The sequence below is a fragment of the Streptomyces aidingensis genome (assembly GCF_900112355.1).
In the GTDB taxonomy this organism is placed as follows: domain Bacteria; phylum Actinomycetota; class Actinomycetes; order Streptomycetales; family Streptomycetaceae; genus Streptomyces; species Streptomyces aidingensis.
Map to the genome: position 1 here is coordinate 24,022 of NZ_FOLM01000005.1, position 23,657 is coordinate 47,678.

At 75.7% G+C, this 23,657-nt stretch carries 22 protein-coding genes, 1 tRNA gene, 1 other RNA gene, 1 pseudogene and 1 riboswitch; of the genes and pseudogenes, 12 read left to right on the forward strand and 13 right to left on the reverse strand.

All coding sequences use genetic code 11. The features are described 5' to 3' along the window. Positions 1-59 precede the first annotated feature (59 nt). Positions 60-920: an HAD family hydrolase gene (locus tag BM242_RS11205; RefSeq protein WP_342746951.1), complete on the forward strand. Its 861-nt coding sequence runs from the start codon at positions 60-62 to the stop codon at positions 918-920. On the opposite strand, the pseudogene BM242_RS11210 reads toward BM242_RS11205, so the two are convergent. The 4 genes and pseudogenes from BM242_RS11210 to BM242_RS11225 form a co-directional block, all read right to left on the reverse strand. Continuing rightward, positions 856-1,506: pseudogene (locus BM242_RS11210) on the reverse strand (DUF4383 domain-containing protein); the annotation flags it as partial. The gene BM242_RS11205 and the pseudogene BM242_RS11210 sit on opposite strands and share 65 nt — an antisense overlap. A gap of 82 nt (positions 1,507-1,588) precedes the next feature. Further along, complete coding sequence (locus tag BM242_RS11215; protein ID WP_093838874.1) at positions 1,589-1,810, reverse strand: FmdB family zinc ribbon protein; 222 nt, start codon at positions 1,808-1,810, stop codon at positions 1,589-1,591. 103 nt (positions 1,811-1,913) lie between these two features. After that, positions 1,914-3,245, reverse strand: a complete 1,332-nt coding sequence (locus tag BM242_RS11220) for a coiled-coil domain-containing protein (protein WP_245834010.1) — start codon at positions 3,243-3,245, stop codon at positions 1,914-1,916. A 335-nt stretch (positions 3,246-3,580) separates the two neighbouring features. After that, on the reverse strand, positions 3,581-4,447 hold the full coding sequence (locus BM242_RS11225) for a DUF4097 family beta strand repeat-containing protein (RefSeq protein WP_175541371.1): 867 nt from the start codon (positions 4,445-4,447) through the stop codon (positions 3,581-3,583). Positions 4,448-4,556: 109 nt separating this feature from the next. Here BM242_RS11225 and BM242_RS11230 point away from each other — a divergent pair. After that, positions 4,557-4,628: transfer RNA gene (locus BM242_RS11230), tRNA-Val, on the forward strand. Positions 4,629-4,709: 81 nt separating this feature from the next. Here the strand turns inward: BM242_RS11230 and BM242_RS11235 are convergent. Beyond that, entirely contained in the window at positions 4,710-5,351 is a 642-nt protein-coding gene (locus tag BM242_RS11235; RefSeq protein ID WP_175541372.1) for a VTT domain-containing protein, read from the reverse strand. Between the two features lie 262 nt (positions 5,352-5,613). Between BM242_RS11235 and BM242_RS11240 the strand changes: the two genes are divergently transcribed. Both BM242_RS11240 and BM242_RS11245 read left to right on the forward strand, forming a co-directional pair. Further along, positions 5,614-6,249: a superoxide dismutase family protein gene (locus tag BM242_RS11240; protein WP_093838626.1), complete on the forward strand. Its 636-nt coding sequence runs from the start codon at positions 5,614-5,616 to the stop codon at positions 6,247-6,249. Positions 6,250-6,606: 357 nt separating this feature from the next. Beyond that, positions 6,607-7,188, forward strand: a complete 582-nt coding sequence (locus BM242_RS11245) for a TMEM165/GDT1 family protein (RefSeq protein ID WP_093838627.1) — start codon at positions 6,607-6,609, stop codon at positions 7,186-7,188. A 124-nt stretch (positions 7,189-7,312) separates the two neighbouring features. Here the strand turns inward: BM242_RS11245 and BM242_RS11250 are convergent, their stop codons facing one another. Further along, positions 7,313-7,990, reverse strand: coding sequence for an HAD-IA family hydrolase (locus BM242_RS11250; protein ID WP_093838628.1), 678 nt, complete (start codon positions 7,988-7,990; stop codon positions 7,313-7,315). A 380-nt stretch (positions 7,991-8,370) separates the two neighbouring features. Between BM242_RS11250 and BM242_RS11255 the strand changes: the two genes are divergently transcribed. The 3 genes from BM242_RS11255 (at position 8,371) to BM242_RS11265 (ending at position 11,479) form a co-directional block, all read left to right on the forward strand. Next, on the forward strand, positions 8,371-9,471 hold the full coding sequence (locus BM242_RS11255; RefSeq protein ID WP_175541373.1) for a peptidoglycan-binding domain-containing protein: 1,101 nt from the start codon (positions 8,371-8,373) through the stop codon (positions 9,469-9,471). A gap of 109 nt (positions 9,472-9,580) precedes the next feature. Continuing rightward, entirely contained in the window at positions 9,581-10,531 is a 951-nt protein-coding gene (locus BM242_RS11260) for a peptidoglycan-binding domain-containing protein (protein WP_093838630.1), read from the forward strand. Between the two features lie 141 nt (positions 10,532-10,672). Beyond that, complete coding sequence (locus BM242_RS11265) at positions 10,673-11,479, forward strand: peptidoglycan-binding domain-containing protein (RefSeq protein WP_093838631.1); 807 nt, start codon at positions 10,673-10,675, stop codon at positions 11,477-11,479. A gap of 38 nt (positions 11,480-11,517) precedes the next feature. Here BM242_RS11265 and rnpB read toward each other — a convergent pair. Next, positions 11,518-11,921, reverse strand: an RNA gene (gene rnpB, locus BM242_RS11270) — RNase P RNA component class A. A gap of 119 nt (positions 11,922-12,040) precedes the next feature. Between rnpB and yaaA the strand changes: the two genes are divergently transcribed. Beyond that, entirely contained in the window at positions 12,041-12,832 is a 792-nt protein-coding gene (gene yaaA, locus BM242_RS11275; RefSeq protein WP_093838632.1) for a peroxide stress protein YaaA, read from the forward strand. On the opposite strand, the gene BM242_RS11280 is transcribed toward yaaA, so the two are convergent. The 3 genes from BM242_RS11280 to BM242_RS11285 are packed head-to-tail and all read right to left on the reverse strand — an operon-like array spanning position 12,833 to position 15,728. Beyond that, positions 12,833-14,077 carry a bifunctional RNase H/acid phosphatase gene (locus tag BM242_RS11280; protein WP_217652445.1) on the reverse strand — a complete coding sequence of 415 codons (1,245 nt, stop codon included), beginning with the start codon at positions 14,075-14,077 and terminating at the stop codon, positions 12,833-12,835. Then, a complete protein-coding gene (locus BM242_RS29865) occupies positions 14,074-14,817 on the reverse strand; it encodes a zinc ribbon domain-containing protein (protein WP_217652454.1) in 744 nt (247 codons plus the stop codon). Before BM242_RS29865 ends, BM242_RS11280 begins: the two co-directional genes overlap by 4 nt. Then, positions 14,814-15,728, reverse strand: a complete 915-nt coding sequence (locus tag BM242_RS11285) for a Nif3-like dinuclear metal center hexameric protein (protein WP_093838634.1) — start codon at positions 15,726-15,728, stop codon at positions 14,814-14,816. Before BM242_RS11285 ends, BM242_RS29865 begins: the two co-directional genes overlap by 4 nt. Before the next feature lie 185 nt (positions 15,729-15,913). Here BM242_RS11285 and BM242_RS11290 point away from each other — a divergent pair, with 185 nt between their 5' ends. The 3 genes from BM242_RS11290 to BM242_RS11300 all read left to right on the forward strand — a co-directional run bounded on the left by BM242_RS11290 (position 15,914) and on the right by BM242_RS11300 (position 19,173). Next, complete coding sequence (locus BM242_RS11290; protein WP_245833992.1) at positions 15,914-17,326, forward strand: hypothetical protein; 1,413 nt, start codon at positions 15,914-15,916, stop codon at positions 17,324-17,326. Between the two features lie 148 nt (positions 17,327-17,474). Beyond that, on the forward strand, positions 17,475-18,137 hold the full coding sequence (locus BM242_RS11295) for a class I SAM-dependent methyltransferase (RefSeq protein ID WP_093838635.1): 663 nt from the start codon (positions 17,475-17,477) through the stop codon (positions 18,135-18,137). A gap of 184 nt (positions 18,138-18,321) precedes the next feature. After that, the gene (locus tag BM242_RS11300) at positions 18,322-19,173 is read left to right on the forward strand and encodes a DUF5336 domain-containing protein (protein ID WP_093838636.1); all 852 of its coding nucleotides are present in this window, start codon (positions 18,322-18,324) and stop codon (positions 19,171-19,173) included. A gap of 87 nt (positions 19,174-19,260) precedes the next feature. Here the strand turns inward: BM242_RS11300 and BM242_RS11305 are convergent, their stop codons facing one another. Genes BM242_RS11305 through BM242_RS11315 form a run of 3 tightly spaced genes read right to left on the reverse strand, consistent with a single transcriptional unit; the run spans position 19,261 to position 22,431 of the window. Beyond that, positions 19,261-20,352, reverse strand: a complete 1,092-nt coding sequence (locus BM242_RS11305) for a prenyltransferase/squalene oxidase repeat-containing protein (protein WP_093838637.1) — start codon at positions 20,350-20,352, stop codon at positions 19,261-19,263. Beyond that, complete coding sequence (locus tag BM242_RS11310) at positions 20,349-21,104, reverse strand: class I SAM-dependent methyltransferase (protein ID WP_093838638.1); 756 nt, start codon at positions 21,102-21,104, stop codon at positions 20,349-20,351. The genes BM242_RS11305 and BM242_RS11310 overlap by 4 nt, the downstream gene beginning before the upstream one ends. A 4-nt stretch (positions 21,105-21,108) precedes the next feature. Beyond that, positions 21,109-22,431 carry a glycosyltransferase family 4 protein gene (locus BM242_RS11315; RefSeq protein ID WP_093838639.1) on the reverse strand — a complete coding sequence of 441 codons (1,323 nt, stop codon included), beginning with the start codon at positions 22,429-22,431 and terminating at the stop codon, positions 21,109-21,111. A gap of 313 nt (positions 22,432-22,744) precedes the next feature. Here BM242_RS11315 and BM242_RS11320 point away from each other — a divergent pair, with 313 nt between their 5' ends. Then, complete coding sequence (locus BM242_RS11320; RefSeq protein WP_093838640.1) at positions 22,745-23,410, forward strand: TetR family transcriptional regulator; 666 nt, start codon at positions 22,745-22,747, stop codon at positions 23,408-23,410. Between the two features lie 117 nt (positions 23,411-23,527). Beyond that, a riboswitch (cobalamin riboswitch) is annotated at positions 23,528-23,607 on the forward strand. Positions 23,608-23,657: the final 50 nt, after the last annotated feature.

The window sequence follows — 23,657 nt, forward strand, 5'->3', positions numbered from 1 at the left end:
CTCCCGCTCCCGCTCCTCATCCCGCTCCCGCTCCGGTGCCCGCCGCCGACCGCCCGGTGATGGTCGCCAGCGATCTGGACCGCACCCTGATCTACTCCGCCGGCGCCCTGATGCTGGCCATGCCGGACGCCCGGGCGCCCCGGCTGCTCTGCGTGGAGGTGCACGAGGGCCGGCCGCTGTCCTTTGTCACCGAGACCGCGGCCGGGCTGTTCGCCGAACTCGCCCGGGAGGCGCTGTTCGTCCCGGTCACCACCCGCACCCGCAAGCAGTACCGCCGCGTCCGGCTGCCCGTGGCCGAGCCCGCGTACGCGATCTGCGCCAACGGCGGCCACATCCTGGTGAACGGCCACACCGACCACGACTGGCACCGGCACATCCGGCAGACCCTGGCCGCGTCCTGCGCCCCGCTGGAGGAGGTGCGGGAACGCATGTGGCACACCGCCGACCCGGTCTGGGTGCGCAAGGAGCGCACCGCCGAGGAACTGTTCGTCTATCTGGTGGTGGAGCGGGACAGCTTCCCCGAGTCCTGGGCCAAGGACTTCGCGGGCTGGGCGGAGGAACGCGGCTGGACCGTCTCCGTGCAGGGCCGCAAGGTGTACGCGGTGCCGCGTCCGCTGACCAAGAGCGCGGCCGTGGCGGAGGTGGCGCGGCGCGCCGGGGCCGGGGAGATCCTGGCGGCCGGCGATTCGCATCTCGACGCCGATCTGCTGCTGGCCGCCGCGCACGGCTGGCGGCCCGGCCACGGCGAGCTGGCGCTCAGCGGCTGGACCGCGCCGCATGTCACCGGTCTGACCGCGTCCGGTGTCGTCTGCGGCGAAGCAATCCTGCACGCCCTGCTCGCCCGGATCCGGGACCGCGCCCGGACCCGGCCGGCCCGGCCGGCTCCGCGGACCGCGCCGACGCCGGACGGGCGTTCATGAGCTCCCGCTCCCGGGAGGCGGCCAGCGCCCGCTGCCGCCGCTCGGCCTCGTCCAGGTCCGGATGGCGGGCCCGCCAGTACGGATTGTCGTGCGGCAGCCGCCCGCTGATCCGGCCGTACATGCCGAACACCAGCAGCAGCAGCCCCACCGCGTAGCTGAACAGCACGTTCTGCATCCGGAAGTTCAGGAAGTTCGCCTCGCGCTCCAGCACCGCCAGGTGGTAGAAGCCGCTGAGCAGGAACAGCACCCCCAGCACCAGATTGAGATTCGAGGCGAAGTTGCCGCCGCGCACCATCCCGGTCAGCAGCACCAGACCGACGAAGACCGACAGCACACTCAGTGCGCCGTTGGTGCTCAGACCGAGCACGGTGTCCTCCGCGGTCTCGAAGATCCCGATCCGGTCGATCAGCCCGAGCACACCGAACACGATCAGAAACGCGCCGATCAGCCCGGCGCCGACGCGATAGACGGTGCTCAGCCGGTGGTCGACGGGCAGGTGCTCGTCCAGACGGGCCTGCCGGGCCAGGCCGCGCAGACCGCCGACGGGCAGCCGCCGCTCATTGCCGCCCTCCAGGAACACGGACATACCGGGCCTCCTCCTGCCGTGCCGGCAAGCGTTCCACCGGCCGCCCGGGTTCCCCGGCCGCACCCCGCGTAACGCGGGCGGCTCAGCCCCCGCAGCAGCCGCCCCCGCAGCAGCCCCCGCCCCCGGCGGGCGCGGCGGGCGCCGCGGCGGTCCCGCCGCCCCGCCCCACCGCCACCGTGGACAGCAGCTTCACCGTGTCGTCATGCCCCCGCGGACACACCGCGGGCTCCCCGGACGCGGCCATCGGCCGGCTCTCCTCGAACTGCACCCCGCAACTGCGGCAACGGAACTCGTATCGCGGCATGCCGGAAGCGTAACCCGCCGCGGCCCGCACCGGCCCGGGCCCCGACTTGTCCTGCCCGGCCCTGCCCGGCCCTGCCCGGCCCGGTCCCGCCCGGTCCGCCGGTTCAGCGGGGGGTGCCGCGGATGTCGTCGACCACGGCGGCGGCGATGTCGCGGACGGCCCGGGTCTCGCAGAGGAAGCGCCAGTAGTCCGGGTTACGGCCGCCCTCCTCCAGGGCGGCGACGGCGGCGTCGAGCCGCTCCACCGCGTCGTCCAGCGGCCGGGCGTGCCGGGGATCGGGCATGCTGCGCCCGGCCATGGCCAGCCGCTGCGCGTCCCGGACGGCGAACCGGGTCCGCTCGATCTCCTGCTGCGGGTCGAAGGAGACCTCGTTCAGCCGGCGCAGCCGGTCACCGGCGGTGTCCACCAGCTCGTCGGTGCGGGCCAGCAGCTCCTGCACGGCGGCGATCCGGGCCTGGGCGTCCGCCCAGCGCTGCGTCTCCCGGGCGCGCTGCGCCTCGCGCAGCGAGTCCTCGGCCCGCCGCACCGACTCGGCGGCCTGTTCCGGCACCCGCTGGAGATCCTGCCAGCAGGCCGCGCTGAACCGGCGGCGCAGCTCGCTCAGCACCGGCTCCACCTGACCGGCCCGGGTGGAGATGGCCTCCGCGCGGGTGCGCAGCGAGGCCAGCCGGCGGTCGATCCCGCCCGCCCGGCGCGGCAGCTCCGCGGCCTCGGCGCGGATCGCCTCGGCCTGCCGGTGCAGCTGCTCGGCGCGGCCCAGGGTGGCCTGCACACCGTGCCGGGCGGCCCCCTCGTTGAGCAGCCGCAGCTCGGGGCCGAGCGCCGCCAGCGCGGCGGCCGACTCCTCCGCGGCGAAGCCGGCGGCGCGGGCGGCGTCCAGCGCCTCGGTGGCGGCCAGCAGTGTCCGTTTGGCCTGCTCCACCGCCGGGGCCAGCCGGGCGAGCTGCTGCTCGGCCCGCTGGAGCAGCGGGGCCAGACCGGCCGCGAACCGCTCCAGATCGGCGCGGGTGCGCTCCATCTCCTCCCGTATCCGGCTCAGCTCCTGCTGGGCCCGGGTGGCGGTGGCCGCGTCGAGCTGCGGGCTGTCCAGGTCGTGGGCGTCCACGGTGCTGATGTAGCGGTGCGAGACCTGGTCGATGCGCTCCCCGAGGGCGGAGAACTCGGCGGCGGCCCGGGCGCCCTGCGGGGAGCCGTCGGCGGCGCCGATGGTCTCGATGGAGATCCGCACCTCGCGCTGGGCGGTGTCGAGCTGGTAGAACGCCTCGGCCGCCGCGTGCTTGGCGCCCTGGGCCAGCGACCGCAGATCCTCCACCCGGCCGCGGCCCCAGCGGCGGGTGCCGCCGCCGGTGAAGGAGCCGGGCAGCGCGGCCAGGGCGGCGGCCAGCAGCGGCAGGGGCAGCAGCGCGGCCGTGGCCGGCCCGGCCAGCCCGGCCAGGACATCCGCGCCCGGCGCACCGGCCCGGCCCCGGGAGCGCCGGGGCGGCCGGGGCTCCTGCTCCGGGACGGTGGTGCTGCGCGCCGCCCGCGCGCTGTGCGCCGTCTGCCTCACGTACTCCCTCTTCCCGACGCGGTGCCTGCCAAGCCCGTGCTCCGGGACGGGCCGCCGGGACGCCCGGGACACCCGTGCCGTGAGCCGGTTCCCCATTCTTCCACCCGCTCCCGGGACCGGGCAGGGAACGGTCATCGGCAAGGGACGGGCCGGCCGGCCGGCCGGGCGCGGGGCGGGGCGATGTGCGGGCGGGCGGGGCGGGAGGGCCGGGGCCGCCGGGATCAGCCCGCGGGCCGGACGGTGATGCTGCCGTTGTTGCTCTCCGCGCTGATCACATGCTCGTCGCCGCCGCGCGCCACGGACACCTCCTCGTTGCCGTTCTCGGCCTGCGCCCGGACGTCGTAGCGGGCGTCGCCCGGCACCTCGATGGTGGTGGAGCCGTTCACGGAATCCGTCTCCACCAGCGCCGGGGCGGTGGACAGCGAGAGGTGGATGGAGCCGTTGCGGCTGCTGGCGCTGACCGTGTCCGCATCCACCCCGCTGGCGGTGATCCGGCCGTTGTCGGCCTCCAGGGCCAGCGGCCCGGAGGAGCCGGTCACGGTCAGCGCGCCGTTGCTGGAGGACAGGTCCAGCCCGCCGGTGAAGCCGGCCGCCTCCAGCGCGCCGTTGCTGCTGCTGGCCCGGACCGTCAGGCCCTCCGGCACGGTCACCACATGCCGGCCGTCGCACCGGGTGACGATGCCCTCGCAGGACACCTTCAGCTCCAGCCGGCCGTCGTCCGTCATGGACCAGGTGATGCCGGTGCGGCCCTGCACCTTCTCGGCGCGGAACCAGCGGGCCACCTCCACCTCGCCGTCCAGGGCCGGATCGGTGGCCAGCTCCACGCGGCTGTTGTGCGCCTCGATCACCAGGGGCTCGCCCTCCGCCAGATCCGCCAGCGAAAAGCTGCGCCGCTGGTCCGCGATGTCGTGGGTCTCCTCGGCGCAGGCGGTCAGCACGCCGGAGGCCAGCAGCACGGCACCGGCCGCCAGCAGGACCCGCGGCGCGGTGCGGTTGCTGCGGTACCGGGCGCGCGGCGGGCCCGCCGGCCCGCCGGTCGCGGCTCGCAGAGAGTTCTCCGTCGGGTCCTTGCGCACGCTCGTCGTCATGACCGGAACGCTATGGGCCGCCCGCCGCCCGGACCATCCGGGCGGCCACCGGACCCCTGGTGGGGATTCCCCCACCTTCCGCCCTGTACGCTGGTGCGGTCGGGATCCCGGGCGCATAGCTCAGTGGCAGAGCGCTTGCCTTACAAGCAAGATGTCACAGGTTCGAACCCTGTTGCGCCCACTCGTCGCAGGCGCCGCCGAGCGGTGCGGGAGCCCGGTTCCGAAGGTGTGGGAACCGGGCTCGTGGTGTGTGCGGGGCCGGTCAGACGGGGGTGGGGCGGTCGGGGTGCGCGCCGCGGAGCAGGCGGGCGGCGACCAGGCCGGCACCGGCCAGCGCCACCAGGGAGAGCCCGGTGGCGATCCAGCTCGCGCCGAGCAACTGCGCGCCCAGATAGCCGAGGCCGACGCTGTAGGCCGACCAGGCCACGGCGGCAACCGCCGACCAGGGCAGGAACTCCATGGCCCGGCGGTGCGAGACGCCCGCGCCCAGGCTCACCACGGCGCGGCCGGCCGGCGCGAAGCGGGCCAGCACCACCAGCGGGCCGCCGCCGCGCACCAGCGCCAGGCCCAGGCGCTGCTGAGCGGCGGTCAGCCGGCGGGAACGGCTGATCAGCCGGGTGTAGCGGCGGCTGCCGTGGCGGGCGAGGCGGTAGGCGGCGAGATCGCCCAGCACCGAAGCGGCGGCGGCGCACAGCGCCAGCAGGAACAGCTCGGGCAGGTGGGCGTTGGCGTGCGGGGCGGGCAGGCCGGCGACATCGGCGGCGGCACCGGCCGCGAGGGTGGCGGCGGCGACCACGACGGCCCCGCTGGGCAGCACGGGCAGGAAGACGTCCAGCAGGATGGACAGCACGATCACCACATAGATCCACGGGGCGTACAGCAGTATCCCCAGTGCCTCCAGCACGCGCTCCCCCGTTCCCCGTGGCCGCCCGGTACGGGTGGCCGGCTCCAGGCAGCCTTGTCTATCGCGGCCACCTCGGTCCGGCGACCCAGTTGTGGTCGAGACGCGCGCGCCCAGGCGTCTCCGTTCCGCCGTACAGCGTACGCCCCGTCACTGACACGGTGGACTGCGGGCCGGGTCCGGCCGAAGGGCCGGTGAACGCGGGCAGGCTCAGCCCGTGACCATGACCACGCATCGGGGCACGAGGACGGCGAGGAGGCACACGATGCGAAGCAGCAGGTGGCGGGTGCGCACCGCGGTGGCAGCAGCGGCGGCGGCGGCGTTGACGGCGACGGCCACGGCGGCGCTGCCGGGCGGTGCGGCGGCGGCCGTGGCCGCTCCGGCAGCCGGCGCGGAGGGCTACTGGCAGCATGCCTGGGGCGAGTTGCGGCAGGTCCCGGCCGGGGGCGGCGGCCAGGCCCCGCTCCGGGCCGTGACGTACGACACAGCACTGGTGCCGGAGGGCGCGGTGATCCATGTCGCGCACAGCGTGGCGGACGGCGCCACTTCGGTGGTCCTGTCGGTGCGCGGGCTGCGGCCCGGCCACACCTATGGCGCCCATGTGCACGCCGAACCCTGCGGACCGGACCCGCAGGATGCCGGACCGCACTACCAGAACGTCACCGGGGACGATCCCGCGCTGGCCAACCCGGACAACGAGGTGTGGCTCGACGTCACCCCCGGGGAGGACGGCAGGGGCTGGTCGAGGGCCCACCAGGACTGGGTCTTCCGCCCGGCCCCGGCCCGTTCGGTGGTGCTGCACGCCCGCGCCACCTCGACCGGCGAGGACGGCCGCCCCGCGGGTGACGCGGGCGAGCGCGTGGCCTGCTTCACCGTTCCGTTCTCGCCGTACCACTCCTGAGACACCGCAAGGGACCAGTGGCCCGGGGCCCCGCGCGGGGTCCCGGGCCGTACCGTGCGGAGAACCGGGCGGGGCGGCGGGGGCTTTCCGGGCCCGGCCCGCCGTCCCGTACAGTGGACGGCGCAGAAGGGGAGTAGCTCTTCGCCGGACCGTCGACATACTGGCGCCGCCCACGGGCGGTGCCCGGCGCCCGGAGGCGGGCCGTCCGCCGCGCATCGCGCGGGCGGGCCCGTCAGCGAGACCTTCGGCCGCAGTGTCCCGACGCCGCATGCCCGGCGTCCCGGTCGCTGCCGGGCCGAAGTGTGCGCTCCCGCGGATTCCTCGGCCCGGCGGCCCGAGCAGTGAGGAATCCCGCCCGTGTTCAGTCTCTCCGTCGCCGCCGTCACCTTCGGTGTGATCTTTCTCGCGGAACTCCCGGACAAGACCGCCCTGGCCGGGCTGCTGCTGGGCACCCGGTTCCGGGCCTCGTTCGTCTTCGCCGGGGTGGCGGCGGCCTTTGTGGTGCATGTCGCCCTGGCGGTGGCGGCCGGCAGCCTGCTGAGCCTGCTGCCGCACCGCCCGGTGCAGGCCGTGGTAGGGGTGCTGTTCCTCACCGGTGCGGTGCTGCTGCTGCGCCACCGGGCGGCGGACGGGGAGCAGGTGCGGGCGCCGCGCGACACCTCGTTCTGGCGGGTGGCGGGCGCCGGTTTCATGCTGATCCTCGCCGCCGAACTGGGCGATCTGACCCAGATCATGACGGCCAATCTGGCGGCCCGCTACGACAGTCCGCTGTCGGTGGCGGTGGGCGCGCTGCTGGCGCTGTGGTCGGTGGCCGCCATCGGCGTTCTGGGCGGGCGTGCGCTGATGCGCCGGGTGCCGCTGAGGCTGATCACCCGTATCGCCGCCGGGGTGATGCTGGTCCTCGCGGCGCTGAGCTTCCGGGAGGCCCTGGGCGGCTGAGCGGACGCGCCGCGCCGCGCCGGTCGGACAGGGGTGTACCGGGCCGGGGCGGCCGGCTCGGGGCGTCACCGTGGCGGGGAGGGATGGCCGGTGACGCGAAGGCCGCCCCGGTCCGGAGCGCGGGTCAGCCGGCGGTGGCCGGTGAGCGGGATATCCGGCGGGCGATGCCGCCGTCGGCGGGTGACACCCGCAGCCCGCTGAGGTCGGGCACGGCGAGGTCGGGGCCGAAGGCGGCGGCCACCCGGCCGACGCCGACCACCCGCATGCCCGCCGCCCGGGCCGCGCCGATGCCGGCCGCCGAGTCCTCGAACACCACGCAGCGCCCGGGCGCCACGCCGAGTTCGGCGGCGGCCTTGAGAAAGCCCTCCGGGTCCGGCTTGCTGGCGCTGACGGACTCCGCGGTGATCCTCAGCCGCGGCATGGGCAGGCCGGCCGCGGCCATCCGCACCTCGGCCAGCGGTGCGTCCGCCGAGGTGACCAGCGCGTGCGGAAAGCCGTCCAGGGCGGCCAGCAGCGCGGCGGCGCCGGGGATCGCCACCACCCCGTCCACATCGGCCCGTTCGTCGGCCAGCATCCGGGCGTTCTCGGCGAGATTGACCTCCGCCGGGCGCTCGGGCAGCAGTTCAGCCATGGTGGCGTGGCCCTGGCGGCCGTGCGCCACGCTCATCACATGGTCGCCGTCCAGCCCGTGCGCGGCGGCCCAGCGGCGCCATACCCGTTCCACCACGGCGTGCGAGTCGACCAGGGTGCCGTCCATGTCCAGCAGTACGGCATGGGCGGACAGTTCGGGCGGTGCGGACATCAAGGGCTCCTGAGGCGGTGCGGCGGCGGTGCGGGGGTGCGGGTGGGTGACGGGCGGGCGGGCGTGCCGTGGACGGGCACAGGCAAGTGGCTCCGCCCGCCGTTGGTCGGGGCGTCTGGGGCGGAGCCACTTTGTTCTCTCACGATACAAAACCGGGGCGAGGGTGTGCCAGTCCCCCCGGTGAACTTCCGCGCCCGGCCGGCCGGACTCACTCCTGCTCACCGACTGCTCACCGACGGGGGAGGGCCGGTGTATCCACATGGCCGGGACGTCTGTCGAACAGTGGTGCATAATCGCCCCACGGCCGTTGCAAGAGGCCCGGCGAGGGGAGGTGCCGTCAGATGCAGGGTGCGGCGCACTGCGCGAGGTGCGGCACAGCCGTGGGCGCGGACGGCAGCCCGCGCTGTGAGTGCGACAGACCGTCCGATTCGCCGCCCCGGATCTATGTGACCCTCGGCGAGGCGGAGGCCGTACGCGACCCCGCCCCCGAGGACCTGGCCCGGTTCTCGGCCCCGGCCGCCTCGGACGTCCCGGGCCCCGGCGACAGCAGCGGTGACGGTGCCGTCCGCGGCGAAGGCCCGGTCACCGGCACCGGCCTGATGCCCTACCAGCGGTCCCGTCCCGCTCACGCCCGGCCCAGGAGCCGGGCCCGCACCTCGCTGCTGGCCGGCGGCGCCGCCGCGCTGGTGATGGGCTGTACGGCGGTGGCCACCTCGCTGCTCGGCGGCGGCGCCGCCCAGCGCGCAGACAACGACTCCCGGCGGTCGGACGACCGCACGCTCGCCCTGCCGGACGGCGACCTGACCGCGCTGGAGGAGTGGGCGTCCCCGGAGCCGGACGAGGACGTGGTCGCCCCGGTGACCGAGGAGGAACCGGAGAACGGGCAGCCGGCCACCGGCGAACCGGCGGACGAGCCGTCGGCCGCGCCCTCCCCGGCCGGTTCCGGCGGCAGTGACGTGGCCGACCCCGCCTCGCCGGAGCCCGGCGCGGGCAGCGGACCCGCACGCAGCGGCGGCGAGTCCGGCCGGCCAGGGAAGGACCAGGGCAGCGGCAACGGAGCCGGTGCCGGCGAGCAGGACGGCGGCAGCGGTGCGGACGGCGGCCACAGCCACCGGGACGACCAGAACGACCGGGACGACCAGAACGACCAGAACGACCAGAACGACGCGGACGGCGGCGAGCCCGGCACCGGTACCGGCGGCAGCGGGGACGGCGGCACCGGCGGCGAGCCGGACGGCGGCGCGGCCGTGACCTCCCTGGCGGAGGGCGACTCCGGACCCGAGGTCGCCGAACTCCAGGACCGGCTGCGCCAGGTGCTGTGGTACTTCCGCTATGTGGACGTCCCCGACGGGGTGTTCGACTGGCAGACCGAGTCCGCGGTGGGCACCTTCCAGCTCTGGTACGGCATCCGCGGCGACGCCTGGGGCGTCTACGGTCCCCACACCCGTGCCGTGCTGGAGCAGCACACCAGCTATTCGTGAACCCCGGCAGTCGGCCGCCACGGCCCGCGCCGCTCCCGCCCGCCGCGCCCGGGGGCGGGCCCGCACCGCGCGCGCAGCGCTGCCGTCGACCTGGGGAGGAGCAACCACCGTGGCGGAGACCGGATCTGCCTGCGCGTTCTGCGGCGGGCCGGACTGCCGGGACGGCTGCCCGCGGCGGGCGGAACCTGCCGCCGGGCCGGCCCTCTACGGCACCGTCGCGGCCGATGACCGGCCGCTGACCGCCGATCCCGCGGACCTCGCCCTCTTCTCCGACTCCGGCGCGGACGACACCGTGGTCCTGGCCCCCGTCCCCGCCGGTTCCGCCGGCCGGTCCGGCCGCCCGCGCCGGAGCCGGACCGGCCGGACCGGCCGGCGGGGACGGCTGCGGGCCGCCGCCCTGGCCGCCGGCACGGTCGGCGTGGTCATGGGCTGCACCGCGGTGGTCAGCGCGCTGATCACGGGCGGCGGGGACGGCACGCCCGACCGGGCCGAGGAGACCGCCCGGCCGAAGCCCTCCCTCGCCCTGCCCGACGGCGGCCTGGCCGAGAGCCCCGACACCGGGGAGGTGGACTCGCCGTCCCCGGAGGAGGAACTGCTCTCCGCGTCGCCGACCGCGTCGCCCACCGCGTCCGCCACGACCGGATCCGAGCCGACCGGTCCGGGCGGCACCGCCCCGGAGACCTCGCCGGCTCCGGAGCCTTCGGCCACCCGCTCCCCGTCGCCCACCACCCCCGCGCCCACCGCCACCGCCACCGGCGACGGGGACGGCGAGCCGGACGAGGCCCCGGTGCTGCGCCGCGGGGACAGCGGCCCGGCGGTCGAGGAACTCCAGCTCCGGCTCCGCCAGGTCCCGCACATCTACGACGGGGAGATCACCGGCGACTTCGGCCGGCGGACCGAGGAGGCGGTCAGCCGCTTCCAGTGGTGGTACGGAGTGCACGGCGACGAGCCCGGCGTCTACGGCCCCCGCACCCGGGACCGCCTGGAGGAGATCACCCACCACGGGGGCGACGGCGACCGGGACGGCGACTGGGACGGCGACCGGGGCGGTAACCCCTGACCGCGTTCGCACAGCCGTACGGCATAATCGCGGCGAACGTGCGGAGGGGCGTGGAAGGGGGAGCCCGAAGTGACCACAGGACCCGGTTGCGCCGAGTGCGGGACGGCGGCGGGACCACAGGGCTGGCCCGACTGCGACTGCGTGACCCGCCCCCTGCCCCGCATCTTCGTCACCACCGACGCCGTGGCCGACCCGGAGCGGACCGGGGCCGCGACAGCCGATCTGGAACTCTTCGAACACCGCACGGACGGCGCCCTGGTCCTGCTGGACCGCCCGCCGCGCCCGGCCCACGCCGCACCGCGCAGCCCCGCCCTGATCGCGGGCGTGGTCGGCGGCGCGGTGGCCGTGCTGGCCGGCTGCACCGCACTGCTGGTCGCCATGCTCGGCGGCGCCACCGGCGGCGGCCCCGAGACCGAGGACCGCGGCAAGCCCACCCTGGCCCTGCCCGACGGCGGGCTCGCCGACCCGGAGGACGAGGAAACCGCACCCGCCCGGGAGACCACGGAGGAGACCGCCGAGGATTCCGCCGGGCCCTCGCCCGCGGAGCCGGCGGAGAGCGAACCGCCGCCGTCCGGGGAGACCGCCCCGGCACCCTCCCCGGACCCGGCCACCACCCGTCCCGGCCCCGGCCCCAGCCCAGGGCCGACCCCGGAGACCACCCCGGAACCCGCTCCCGAACCGACGCCCGAGACCACGCCCGAGCCCGAGTCCACCGCCCCCGCACCCGTGCTGAGCAGGGGCGACACCGGCCCGGAGGTCGAGGAACTCCAGCACCGCCTGCGCCAGATCCCCAACATCTACGACGGCGGCATCACCGGCGTCTACGACAGCGACACCCGGGCAGCGGTGATCAAGTTCCAGAACTGGTACGGCGTGCACGGCGACGACAAGGGCGTTTACGGCCCCCGCACCCGGGCCCGTCTCGGCGAACACTCCACCTACCCGTAAGCCCCGGCCGCCGCCGCGGCGGCGGGCATCCGGCAGCGCAGACGAGCCGGGCTGTACGCCGGGTTCTGTGCCTCGGGGCCTCGCGGCCGGCCGAGGCGGCGGCCATCCATCTAGGGCTGCCGTTGCCGGCAGCCTCCAGCGGTCTACCCGCGGACTCGGGCGGGCCGCCCTCGAACGTCCGCGCAGGGCCGTCGGCCGACGGCCCCTCTTGACCTTGCTCCGGGTGAGGTTTACCGAGCCGCCCAGGTCACCCTGGGCGCTGGTGGTCTCTTACACCACCGTTTCACCCTTACCGGGAGTCCTGACGGACCCCGGCGGTCTGTTTTCTGTGGCACTGTCTCGCGGGTCACCCCGGGTGGCCGTTAGCCACCACCCTGCCCTGCGGAGCCCGGACGTTCCTCGGCGGGACCATACGTCCCGACGCGACCGCCCGCCCGGCTCGTCTGCGCTCCCCATGGTACCGGCCGGGGCGGGGGCACGGCCCGGCGTAGGGTGCTGGGGCCGCAGAAGGCGAAGAGAAGGCGCCGAGAAGGCATCGAGAAGGCGAAGGAGTGGGCGAGAGTGCTGGTGCTGCTGCCGCCGTCCGAGGGCAAGGCCGAACCGGACGGCGGTGCGCCGCTGGACCTGGCCGCCCTCTCCCTGCCCGGGCTGACCGCGGCCCGCGCGGCCGTGCTCAACGAGCTGACCGGGCTCTGCTCGGCGGACGGAACCAAGGCCCGCGAGGTGCTCGGCCTGAGCGAGCGGCAGGCCGCCGAGGTCCGCAGGAACGCCGCGCTGCGCACCGCCCCGGCCCTGCCCGCCGCCCGGCTGTACACCGGCGTCCTCTACGACGCGCTGGGCCTGGCCTCGCTGCCGCCGGCGGCCCGGGGCCGGGCCGAGCGCTCGCTGCTGGTCTTCTCCGGCCTGTGGGGCGCGCTGCGGATCACCGACCGGGTGCCCGCCTACCGCTGCTCCGGCGGGGTGCGGCTGCCCGCCCTGGGCGGGCTGGCCGGGCACTGGCGCGGCCCGCTGGGCGCCGTGCTGCCGGCCGAGGCGGGCGACGGGCTGGTGCTGGATCTGCGCTCGTCGGCGTATGCGGCGATGTGGAAACCCGCCGCGCGCGGCGACCTGGCGCGGCGCACGGTCACCGTGCGGGTGCTCCACTCCCGCCTGGTGGACGGGGTGGAACGGCGCAGTGTGGTCAGCCACTTCAACAAGGCCACCAAGGGCCGGATCGTGCGCTCGCTGCTGACGGCCGGGGTCCCCGATCCGGCGACCCCGGCGGAACTGGCCGGCACCCTGCGCGACCTCGGCCACCGGGTCGAGGGCGGAGACCGCCCGGGTCGCCTGGACGTGATCGTCAGCGAGCTGTAGCTACGCCACCCGGCCGCCGGGGCGGCGCAGATGGGAGGTGTCGTTGAACAGCCGGACACTGGCATTGCCGTCCGGGAAGTAGGCGACGGCCGAGAGGGACGCCGCGGCCAGCTCCATCCGGTACAGCGCCTCCGGCGGCGCGCCCAGCGCCAGCCGGACCAGCGTCTTGATCGGCGTCACATGGGTGACCAGCAGCACCGTCATGCTGCCGTGCCGGGCCAGGATGCGGTCCCGGGCCGCGCTCACCCGGCGGGCCACCGTGGCGAAGCTCTCCCCGCCGGTCGGCCTGGCCTTCGGGGACGCCAGCCAGGCGGCCAGGTCCTCCGGGTAGCGGGCCCGCACCTCCTCGAAGGTCAGCCCGTCCCAGGCACCGAAGTCGGTCTCCCGCAGGCCGTTGTCGATCCGCACCGGCAGCCCGAGCCGGTCGCCGATGGTCTCCGCGGTCTGCACGCAGCGCTTGAGCGGGGAGCTGAGCACCGCCTGGACGGTGCCCCGGGCGGCCAGCGCCCCGGCGGCCAGCTCGGCCTGCCGCCGGCCGGCCTCGGACAGCCCGGGGTCGGTGCCGCCACTGCCGGAGAACCGCTTCTGCGGGGTGAGTTCCGTCTCCCCGTGCCGCAGCAGCACAAAGGTGGCGGGCGTGCTGAGCACCGCCCAGCCCATCGGCGGCGGCGTCGCCGCGGGCGCCGCTTCCCGGTTCCGTTCCGGCTCCGTCTCCGGCGCGGGTTCCGGCTCCGGGGCCGCCACCGGGGCCGCCGCCGGCTCGCCTTCCGGGGCCAGGGCGGCCGGCGGGGCCTTGGGGCGCCACTCCTGGCCGCGCCGCCCCGCGTCCATCGCCTCGTTGGCCAGCCGGTCCGCATGCTTGTTCCGCTCCCGCGGAATCCACTCGTAGCGGACCGTGCCCCCCGGACGGACGGCCCGCGCCTCCGCCACCAGCGGCCGGATGTCGGGATGCCTGACCTTCCAGCGCCCGGACATCTGCTCCACCACCAGCTTGGAGTCCATCCGCACGCGGATCCCGGCCCGCGGGTCCAGCTCGTGCGCCGCCCGCAGACCGGCGATCAGCCCCCGGTACTCGGCCACATTGTTGGTGGCCCGGCCCAGGAACCCGGCGGTCTCGGCCAGCACCCGCCCGGTGGCCGCGTCCCGCACCACCGCGCCGTACCCGGCCGGGCCCGGATTGCCCCGGGAACCGCCGTCCGCCTCGACGATCAGTTCGTGCTGTGCGCCGCCGGCCGCCGGACTCACAGACCCGACTCCGGCGTGCGCACCAGGATGCGGCTGCAGTTGCCGCACCGCAGCACGCTGTCGGCCGGCGCCTGCCGCACCTCGTTCAGCTCGGTGAGCGCCAGCTCCTGGCGGCAGCCCTCGCACCGCTTCTGGTGCAGCCGGGCCGCGCCCACCCCGCCGTACTGGCCGCGCAGCCGGTCGTAGAGCTTCAGCAGCGGGTCGGGGATGCCGGCGGCGGCCTCGGCGCGCCGGGCGCGCACCTGCTCCGCCTCCGCGTCGATCTCGCGCAGCGCGGCATCGCGGCGGCCCACCGCCTCGGTCAGCTTGTCCTCCAGGGCGGCCACCGCGGCGCCCAGTTCCTTGGCGCGCTCGGCCGCGGCCTCGTTGCGCTCCATGATCTCCAGGACCACGGTCTCCAGATCGTCCTGGCGGCGGCCCAGCGACACCAGCTCGCTCTGCAGGTTCTCCAGGTCCTTGGGGCTGGTGATCTCCCCGGAGTCCAGGCGGCGCTGGTTGCGGGCGGCCCGCGCCCGCACCTGGTCCACGTCCTGCTCGGCCTTGGTCTGCTCGCGCGCGGTGTCGCTCTCCTCGGTCTGGGCGGCCACCAGCAGATCGCGCTGCTGGCCGATCTCGGACTCCAGGGTGCGGATCTCGGCGTGCTCGGGCAGATTGGCGCGCCGGTGGTCGAGCTGGGTGAGCCGGACGTCGAGGTCCTGGACGTCCAGCAGGCGGATCTGATCGGCGGGCGCGGCGTTCAGTTGGGGGCTCCAAAGGGGGCGAGAGGTGGGGTGGGGGACATGGCGGGGGCCGAGTCCGCGTGCGCGGTCCAGGGGTCGGTCACCTGGTGCGAGACATGGGTGCGGAGCTGCCAGCCATGGCGGTCGGAGACGGCGTCGAGCTGTGCGGCGGCCTGCTCGCACCAGGGCCATTCGGTGGCCCAGTGCGCGGCGTCCAGCAGCGCGGGACCGCTCTCCCCGCCGCCGGCCGGGGCCGGGGCGTCGAAGACGGCCGCCTCCCGGGCCTCGGAGGCCGGATGGTGGCGCAGATCGGCGGTGAGATAGGCGTCCACCCCGGCCGCGCGCACCGCGGGGAACAGGCTGTCGCCCGAGCCGCCGCACACCGCCACGCTGCGGACCGGCCGCTGCGGGTCGCCGGCGGCGCGGATGCCCTGCGCGGTGGCGGGCAGCCGGGCGGCGGCCAGCCGGACCAGCCCGGCCAGCGGCAGCGGCGCCGCCGGGACGCAGATCCGGCCCAGGCCGCGGCGGCCGGCCGGGTCGTCGGGGTCGGGCACCAGCGGGCCGGTGACGCGCAGATCGAGCGCGCCCGCCAGGGCGTCGGAGACGCCGGGGTCGGCGCGGTCGGCGTTGGTGTGCGCGACATAGAGCGCGATGCCGTGCCGGATCAGGGTGTGCACCACCCGGCCCTTGAAGCCGTCGGCCGCCACGCTGGTGGTGCCGCGCAGATAGAGCGGGTGGTGGGTGACCAGGAGCTGGGCGCCGCGGGACACGGCCTCGTCGGCGATCCGCTGCACCGGGTCGACGGCGAACAGCACCCGCTCGACCGGCTCGGCCGGATCCCCGCAGACCAGCCCGACGGCATCCCAGTCCTCGGCCCGCTCGCGGGGCCAGAGACCGTCCAGCGCGCTGATGACTTCCGAAAGTACGGGCACGCGCTCAGGCTACCGCTCCGCGGCCGGCCGGCCTCCCCCCGGCGGAGACCCGGCCGCCAACGCCGGGGCGGGCGGAGCACAATCGAATGGTCCGTCGCCGGGGAATGGGGCATCCGTCACTCTTAACGGTGAAGCGTACGGACCCGAGTTGTCCGGTTCACCGTGCGAATCTAACGTCATGCCCCATGACCGCACGACTCCCCGCAGAGCGCGCAGACCGCGCAGAACACCCGGAACACGCAGGCCGCGCGGAGCAGTCCACCGGCCGGGCGGCCGGTGAGGTCCGGGCCCCGGCACGGGAGGGCGCGCCGCCGGCCGGCGGGCCGCTGACCGTCACCGCCGAAGGCGCCTATGGCGCCCGCCTGGTCAGCCGCGCGGTCGCGAGTGGGCCGGAGGGGAACGCGGAGCCGGGGGAGCGGCCCGGGCGGTCCGGGCGGCCGGAGGGGGGCGACGGCGGCGGCTGGCATGCCGAACGGTGGACGCTGGACGGCCCGGAGCCGTATGTGGTGCCGCTGCCCTGCGACCGGCCCGAGGAACCGGACACCCAGGTCTCCCCGCTGGCCGACGGCCGGGTGCTGCTCTGCCGCCGCGCCGCCGGCCGGCACCACTTCTCCCTGGTCTACCCTTCCGGCCCGCGGACTTCGGAAGTCACCCTGGGCGCGCTGGAGGGGGAACAGGTACTGCTGCTGCCGCCCGTGCCGGACGGCGGGCGCGCCTACGCGCTGGTGCCCCAGGAGCGGGACACCGCGCTCTGGCTGGTCTGCGGCGGCGCCTTCGGCCCGGAGCTGGTCGCCCGCATTCCCGGCGGCTGCTCCGGCGGCGCCTGGCTGGACCGGGCCGGGCGGCTGCTGGCCCTGGACCGCACCGGCCCGGACGGCAGGGTCGGGGCGGTCACCGTGGACGTCCGGGCGGGCGGCGAGCCCCGGCCGCTGCTCCAGATCACCGAGCACAGCAACGACCGGCTGCTGCTGGCCGATCCGGACAGCGGGCTGCTGCTGGTGCGTTCCGACGCTCCGGGCACCGACCGGATCGGCTGGGGCGTGCTGGGCAGCCACCGGCCGGTGCGGTTCCCGGAGGCCCTGCATCCGGAAGGGCTGAGCATCACCCCGATCGCCGTGCAGCCGGGTCAGGCGCTGCTGCCGGAGGGCTGCGGGGTGGCGCTGCGGATGTCCGGCCCGGCCGGGGAGTGGGTCGCGGTGTGGCGGCCACAGCAGCGGGAGCTCCAGCATGTCGCACCGCCGGAGGGCTGGCTGCCCGGCTGCGCGCTGTGGACGGCCGAGGGAGAGCTGCGGCTGCCGTACGCCACCGCGCACACCCTGTGCGGCCTGACCCGGCTGGCCGTTCCGGTGCCCGACCCCCGGCCGCCGCGGCCGGCGCCGGCCGCGGCGCCGCACGGCGCGCCGCGGCACGCGGGCGCCCGGCGGGACGGGGAGGGCGCGCCGGGCCGACCGGGCGCACCGGGGGCGCCGGGCGCGCAGGGCGCACCGGGGTCACCGGGGTCACCGGGGTCACCGGGGTCACCGGGCGAGGGGGCCGAGGCGGGCGAGGCGGTGTGCAAGCCGGTGCCCCTCCAGCAGGCACCGCTCGCCCGGGTCTGAGCCGCCGGCCCCGCCGTCCGCGTCACAAGCCCCCCGGCTGTACCAGTGTCGGTGTGATAGGGCAGAGTGTGCTTCGATGCACCGCCCACGGCATCCGGCCGGGGCCACGGTGGGAAGAACGGGGACAACGGGGAGCACAGGGGGACACATGGCGGCATCCCGGGCGCCGGAGCCCGATGTCTGGGCCGCCTTCGAGGCGGCCAAGGGCTTCATGCCCCCCGACGAAGGACTCGCCCTGTACGCCGCGGCGGCGGAGGCGGCCGACGGGCTGCGCCTGCCGCTGCTGGAGATCGGCAGCTACTGCGGCCGGTCCACCCTGCTGCTCGCCGGGGCCGCGCGCCGGGCGGGCACCGTGGCCGTCACCGTGGACCACCACCGGGGCAGCGAGGAGCAGCAGCCCGGCTGGGAGTACCACGACAAGGAGCTGTGGGACGCCGAGGCCGGGGCCATGGACACCCTGCCGTTCTTCCGCCGCACCCTGCGGGCCGCCGGTGTGGAGGACCATGTGGTGGCCGTGGTGGGCCGGTCCGTGCCGGCCGCCGCGGTCCTCGGGCCGGGCGACGCCCGGTTCGGCCTGGTCTTCATCGACGGCGGCCACACCGAGGCACAGGCCGCCGCCGACTACGAGAGCTGGGTGCCGCAGCTCGCGCCGGGCGGTCTGCTGGTGATCCACGACGTGTTCCCCGACCCGGCCGACGGCGGGCAGGCGCCCCACCACATCTGGCAACGGGCGGTGGCCTCCGGTTCCTTCGCCGAGGGACCGGTCACCGGCTCACTGCGGGTGCTGCGGCGGACCGCGCCGGGGCAGTGAGGGGTGAAGACATGTCCGGCCCGGTGTGGAGCAACATCACGGCGGCATCACAAGCGTGTCGCCTGGGCAACAGTCACGGCTACCGCGCGTACCCACCGGGAAGTTCGTCCGTACGATGGGCCCGCCCGGCCCAGACAGATCAGAGCATGACAGTCCGAATCACGATACCGACGAAGGAACTGATGTGAACAACCGCTCGCTCACCCGAGGCGATGCAGCAGTAATCGGAGCAGCGGTGCTGCTGTTCATCGCCTCGTTCCTCACGCTCCGCGAAGTGGACGCCGGCGACTTCGGTGGCCAGGACTGGAACGGCTGGTCCTCCGACTGGTTCCCCGTCCTTCCGTCCGTCTTCCTCGCCGGGATCATCGGCGCGGCCCTGATCGTGATGTCCCGGTTCGTGCCGCCGCCCGTGCAGGCCAAGGAGTACCTCGGCCTGCGCCTCGACCAGTGGGGCGTGGCGCTCTCGGTGACCTCCTTCTGGGCCGCCTTCTGGACCTTGATCGGCGCTCCGGACGGAGTGGACAACGGCGCCGGCATGATTCTGGGCTTCATCGCCGCCCTGCTGCTGGCCGCTGCCGCCGCTGCCACCCCGATGATTCCGGCGCTGAAGCAGCCGCTGCTGACCGCGGGCTCCTCGTCGCCGCAGCCGCAGGCTCCGTACGGTCAGCAGCCGCCCGCTCAGCCGCAGCCGGGCTACGGCTACCCCGGTCCGGGGACGGGGGCGCCGGACCCGAACGCCTCCGCGCCGACCCAGTTCGCCGGCCAGCCGGCCCATCAGCAGTTCGGCCAGCAGCCGCCGGCCCAGCCGCAGCCCGCCGCCGCGGCCTCGGCGGACCCGAACTTCCAGCCGTTCTGGTTCGCGGTGCCGGCCGCCCGGCCGCTGTACGGGGAGGACGGCTCGCCCTCGCCGATCGCCGAACTGACCCCGGGCACCTGGTACCTGGCGGTGGAGCAGCGCGGTCAGACGCTGGTCGCCCAGACCCAGGACGGCCGCCGCGGCGTTCTCCAGGACACCTCCAACATCCAGCGCGGCTGAGCCGCCGCACACCCACCGGCGGCCGTGGGGCCGTGGGGCCGTGGCCGGACCATCGGTCCGGACCGCGCCCCACGGCCCCTTTCCGGTTCAGTGGGCGCGGTGACCGGCGGGGTCGCAGCAGTCGGGGGAGAGGCCGGTGGGGAGGTCCTGGCCGCCGAAGACCTGGCAGGTGGCGGGGTCGCCGGTGAGCGCGGCGACCGCCAGCAGCACGGAGCCCGCCGTCCAGGAGGTCTGTTCCTCCGGCCAGACGGCCTGGTCGGCGTAGACATAGCCGGTCCAGTACAGGCCGTTGCCGGCGCGCAGATGCCGGATCCAGCGCAGGATCTCGGTGGCCCGCCGGGTGTCGCCCGCCGCCCAGAGGGCGAGCGCGAGTTCGGCGCTCTCCCCGCCCGTGACCCAGGGGTTGGGCAGGACGCAGCGCACGCCCAGGCCCGGGACCACGAACTCGTCCCAGCGCCCGGCGAGCCGGGCCAGCGCCTCCGGCCCGCGCACCGCGCCGCCGAGCACCGGGTAGTACCAGTCCATGGAGTAGCGGGATTTGTCCAGGAAGCGCTCGGGGTGGACACGGATCGCATGGCCCAGCCGGCCGGCCGCCAGTTCCCAGTCCGGCTGCGGCTCCCCCCGCAGGTCCGCCAGCCGCAGGGCGCAGCGCAGGGCCTGGTAGACCGAGGAGGAGCCGGTGAGCAGGGCGGCGGGCACCGCCGTTCCGTCGGGCTCCCGGCGCCAGCCGATCTCGCCGCCCGGCTGCTGGAGCCGCAGCACGAAGCCGATCGCCCGGCTGACCACGGGCCACATCCGGCTGCGGAACACCTCGTCGCCGGTGGCCAGATAGTGGTGCAGCACGCCGACCGCCGCATAGGCGCAGAAGTTGGACTCCTTGCCGTGGTCCGCGGGGCGGGTGGCATCGCCGTCGGCGTAGGCGGCGTACCAGGAGCCGTCCGGGTTCTGGTGGTCGGCGAGCCACTGGTATGCGGCGGCGGCGCGGGTGTGCTCGCCCGCGGTGTCCAGGGCCATGGCGGCCTCCACATGGTCCCAGGGGTCCAGGTGGTGGCCCCGGAACCAGGGGATGGCGCCGTCCTCGCGCTGCAGGGCGGCGATGCCGGCCACGGTCCGGGCGGCCTGCTCGGCGGTGAGCACGCCGGGCAGGGCCAGGCGTGCGGTGTGTTCCGGGACGGTCACGCCGGCTCCGCGTCACCCGCCGCCGCCACCGGCGCCGCGCGGTGGGGTTTGGTGGCGTAGGCCACGAAGCTCTTGCCCAGCAGCGGGTCCAGTGCCTGCTCGGCGGCCCGGGTGAGCAGCGGTTTCTTCATGATGTCCCAGACCAGCAGGCGATGGTAGGCGCGTACCGGCAGGGCCTTGTCGTTGTCCACGCCGAAGGCGCACTTGAGCCACCAGTAGGGCGCGTGCAGGGCGTGCGCGTGGTGGGTGCCGTAGGGCCGCAGCCCGGCCTCCCTGATCCGGGCGAGCAGTTCGCCGCCCCGGTAGATCCGGATGTGCCCGCCCTCCACCTCGTGGTAGGCGTCCGAGAGCCACCAGCAGACCTTCTCGGGCCCGTACCGCGGCACGGTGACCGCGATCCGGCCGCCCGGCCGCAGCACCCGGGCCGCCTCGGCGATCAGGCCCTTGTCGTCGGGGACGTGCTCCATCACCTCGGAGAGGATGACCGCGTCGAAGTGGCCGTCGGGGTAGGGCAGGGCCAGGGCGTCGCCCACCACGGCCTCGGCGCTCGCTCCCGGCGGGACCTCGCCGCCCTCGGCCATGGCCGCGAACCACTTGCCGACCTCGGCGATCTCCCCGGCGTCCTGGTCCAGTGCGACCACCCGGGCGCCGCGCCGGTAGCACTCGAAGGCGTGCCGGCCGCCGCCGCAGCCCAGATCCAGGACCCGGTCGCCCGGGGCCAGCGGGAAGCGGGTGAAGTCCACGGTCAGCACGCGGTCAGCTCCTCTGCTCGAGGGGGGAGGGGGCGGCGGCCGGCCCGCCGAGGGCCGTGCGGTAGTGGGCGACGGTGGAGCGGGCGGCCTGTTCCCAGGTGAAGCGGCGCAGCACCCGCTCCCGGCCGGCCGTGCCCAGCCGGGCGCGCAGCGCGGGGTCGTCCAGCAGCCGCGCCAGGGCGGCGGCCAGCGCGCCGCTGTCTCCCGGGGGCACCGCCAGGCAGGTCTCGCCGTCCGGGCCGGCGACCTCGGGGATGGCTCCGCCGGTGGTGGCGACCAGTGGTGTCGCGGTGGCCATGGCCTCGGCGGCGGGCAGCGAGAAGCCCTCGTAGAGCGAGGGCACGCAGGCGATCTCGGCGCCGCGCAGCAGCCCGGCCAGTTCCTCGTCGCTGATGCCCTTGACGAACTCCACCGCACCGGCCGCCAGGCCGAATCGTTCCAGCAGGTCGCGCACGGGCCCCTGCTCCGGGCGCTGCCCGACCACCACCAGATGGGCCTTCGGGTGCTCGGTGCGCAGCTTGGCCAGTGCCTCTATCAGATGCGCCAGGCCCTTGAGCGGTACGTCGGCGCTGGAGGTGGTGACGATCCGGCCCGGCACCCGGGGGGTGCCGGGCAGCGGCCGGTAGACCCGGGCGTCCGCGCCGATGGGCACCACATGCACCCGCTCCGGGCGCACCCCGAAGTCGTCGATGATCTGGCCGCGGGAGGAGGCGGAGACGGTGAGCACCGAGGGCAGCCTGCGGGCCACCCGCCGCTGCATCCGGGTGAAGGCGTACCAGCGGCGCATGGACAGCCGGCGGCCCCGGGTGGTGGCCGCGGCCAGCTCCAGCCGGCGGTCCACGGTGATGGGGTGGTGCACGGTGGTGACCAGCGGCAGGCCCAGCCGGGGGACGCCGAGCAGGCCGTAGCCGAGGGTCTGGTTGTCGTGCACGATGTCGAAATCGCCGCGGCGGGCGGCCAGCAGGCGGCGGGCCCGGAGGGAGAAGGTCAGCGGCTCGGGAAAGCCGCCGGTCCGCATGGTGGCCACCTCCAGCAGGTCGATCCAGTCGCGGAACTCGTCGCGGCGCGGGGTGCGGAAGGGGTCGGCCGGGCGGTAGAGGTCCAGGCTGGGCAGCCGGGTGAGGGTGACGCCGCCGCCCGTGCCCGCCGGCGGATCGTCGAGCTGGGGGTAGGGCTGGGCGGCGATGACCTCGACCCGGTGGCCCAGGCGGGCGAGTTCGCGGGAGAGGTGGCGGACGTAGACGCCCTGCCCGCCGCAGAAGGGGTTGCCCTTGTAGGTCAGCAGCGCGATGCGCAGGGGGCCGGCCCCGTCTGCCTCTGCGGTCACGCCCGGCTCCCTTCTGACTACGCGTGGGCTGGAGCGTAACCGCTCGTTTCCAAGTAGAACAAGTTCTGATATGGGTGGGCTACTGGCCGGTAGGTCGAGCTGACGATACCGGGCCCCAGCCCATTGTGCGGGTCCGCCGCCGGGTGACGCGCGCCACGGCCGCCGGGCGGGCGACACCCGGCCGCCGGTTCCCGCCCCGCGCCGCGCCAATTAAGCTGCAACGTGTTCCAGTGACGACCCCGGGCCCGGCCCCGGTCTCCGGCCCTCGACCGGACCCGGCCCGAAGCGAGTGTCCGTTCGAAGGCCCCATGCGATGACCACCCCCCAGGACCGGCAGGACCGGCAGGACCGGCAGGACCGGCAGGACGGGCACGACCCGCGGCGGCCCGGAGGCAGCCCCGCCCGGACCGAGCGGCAGCGCGCCCGCCGCCGGCGCATCCTGGACGCCGCCACCCGGCTGGCCTCCGCCGGCGGCTTCGACGCGGTGCAGATGCGGGAGGTCGCCGAAACCTCCGGGGTGGCGCTCGGCACCCTCTACCGCTACTTCCCCTCCAAGATCCACCTGCTGGTGGCCGTTCTGCACGACCAGCTGGAGCAGTTGCGGGCCAATCTGCGGGACCGCCCGCTGCCCGAGCCGGACCCGGCCGCACGGCTGGCGCACACCCTCCGGCGCGCCTTCCGCGCCCACCAGCGCGACCCGCGGCTCGCCGAGGCGATGATGCGCGCGCTGCTGTTCGCGGACCGCTCCGCGCGCGAGGAGGTGCGCGGCGTCTTCCGGCTGACCACCGCGATCCTGCTGGACGCCTCCAACCTGGCCGGGGAGGAGATCCCCGGCCGGCTGAGCACGGTCCGGGTGATCCAGCACACCTGGCACGCGGCCCTGGTGAGCTGGCTCTCCGGGCAGATCACGCTGGAGCAGGCCCAGGCCGACATCGAGACCGTGTGCCGGCTGCTGACCGTCCCCGCGCCGCCGGACTGAGCACCGCGCCGGACCCGCGGCGGGCCGCCCGGGTGGCAGGCCCCGTGCCGGGCCGGAAAGCGGGCGGCTATCGTGTGGGGGCTACTTGCGTAGCAGCAGTACCCAGCCCGTGAGCGGGGGAAGCCGGTGCGAATCCGGCGCTGACCCGCAACCGTGACGGGGTCGCCGCGCGGCGGTGACCCCGGAGCCGGAACACCCGCCCCGGGCCGCACTGGCTCGCCGACCGTCCCGACGACCGTGGGCGGCC

Bases quoted from the DNA above. Each gene is read 5' to 3' on its own strand.
- BM242_RS11295 (WP_093838635.1), top strand. From the start codon at position 17,475: ATGGCGGCATCCCGGGCGCCGGAGCCCGATGTCTGGGCCGCCTTCGAG.
- BM242_RS11290 (WP_245833992.1), top strand. From the start codon at position 15,914: ATGACCGCACGACTCCCCGCAGAGCGCGCAGACCGCGCAGAACACCCG.
- BM242_RS11225 (WP_175541371.1), bottom strand. From the start codon at position 4,447: ATGACGACGAGCGTGCGCAAGGACCCGACGGAGAACTCTCTGCGAGCC.
- BM242_RS11215 (WP_093838874.1), bottom strand. From the start codon at position 1,810: ATGCCGCGATACGAGTTCCGTTGCCGCAGTTGCGGGGTGCAGTTCGAG.
- BM242_RS11250 (WP_093838628.1), bottom strand. From the start codon at position 7,990: ATGTCCGCACCGCCCGAACTGTCCGCCCATGCCGTACTGCTGGACATG.
- BM242_RS11205 (WP_342746951.1), top strand. From the start codon at position 60: ATGGTCGCCAGCGATCTGGACCGCACCCTGATCTACTCCGCCGGCGCC.
- BM242_RS11320 (WP_093838640.1), top strand. From the start codon at position 22,745: ATGACCACCCCCCAGGACCGGCAGGACCGGCAGGACCGGCAGGACCGG.
- BM242_RS11240 (WP_093838626.1), top strand. From the start codon at position 5,614: ATGCGAAGCAGCAGGTGGCGGGTGCGCACCGCGGTGGCAGCAGCGGCG.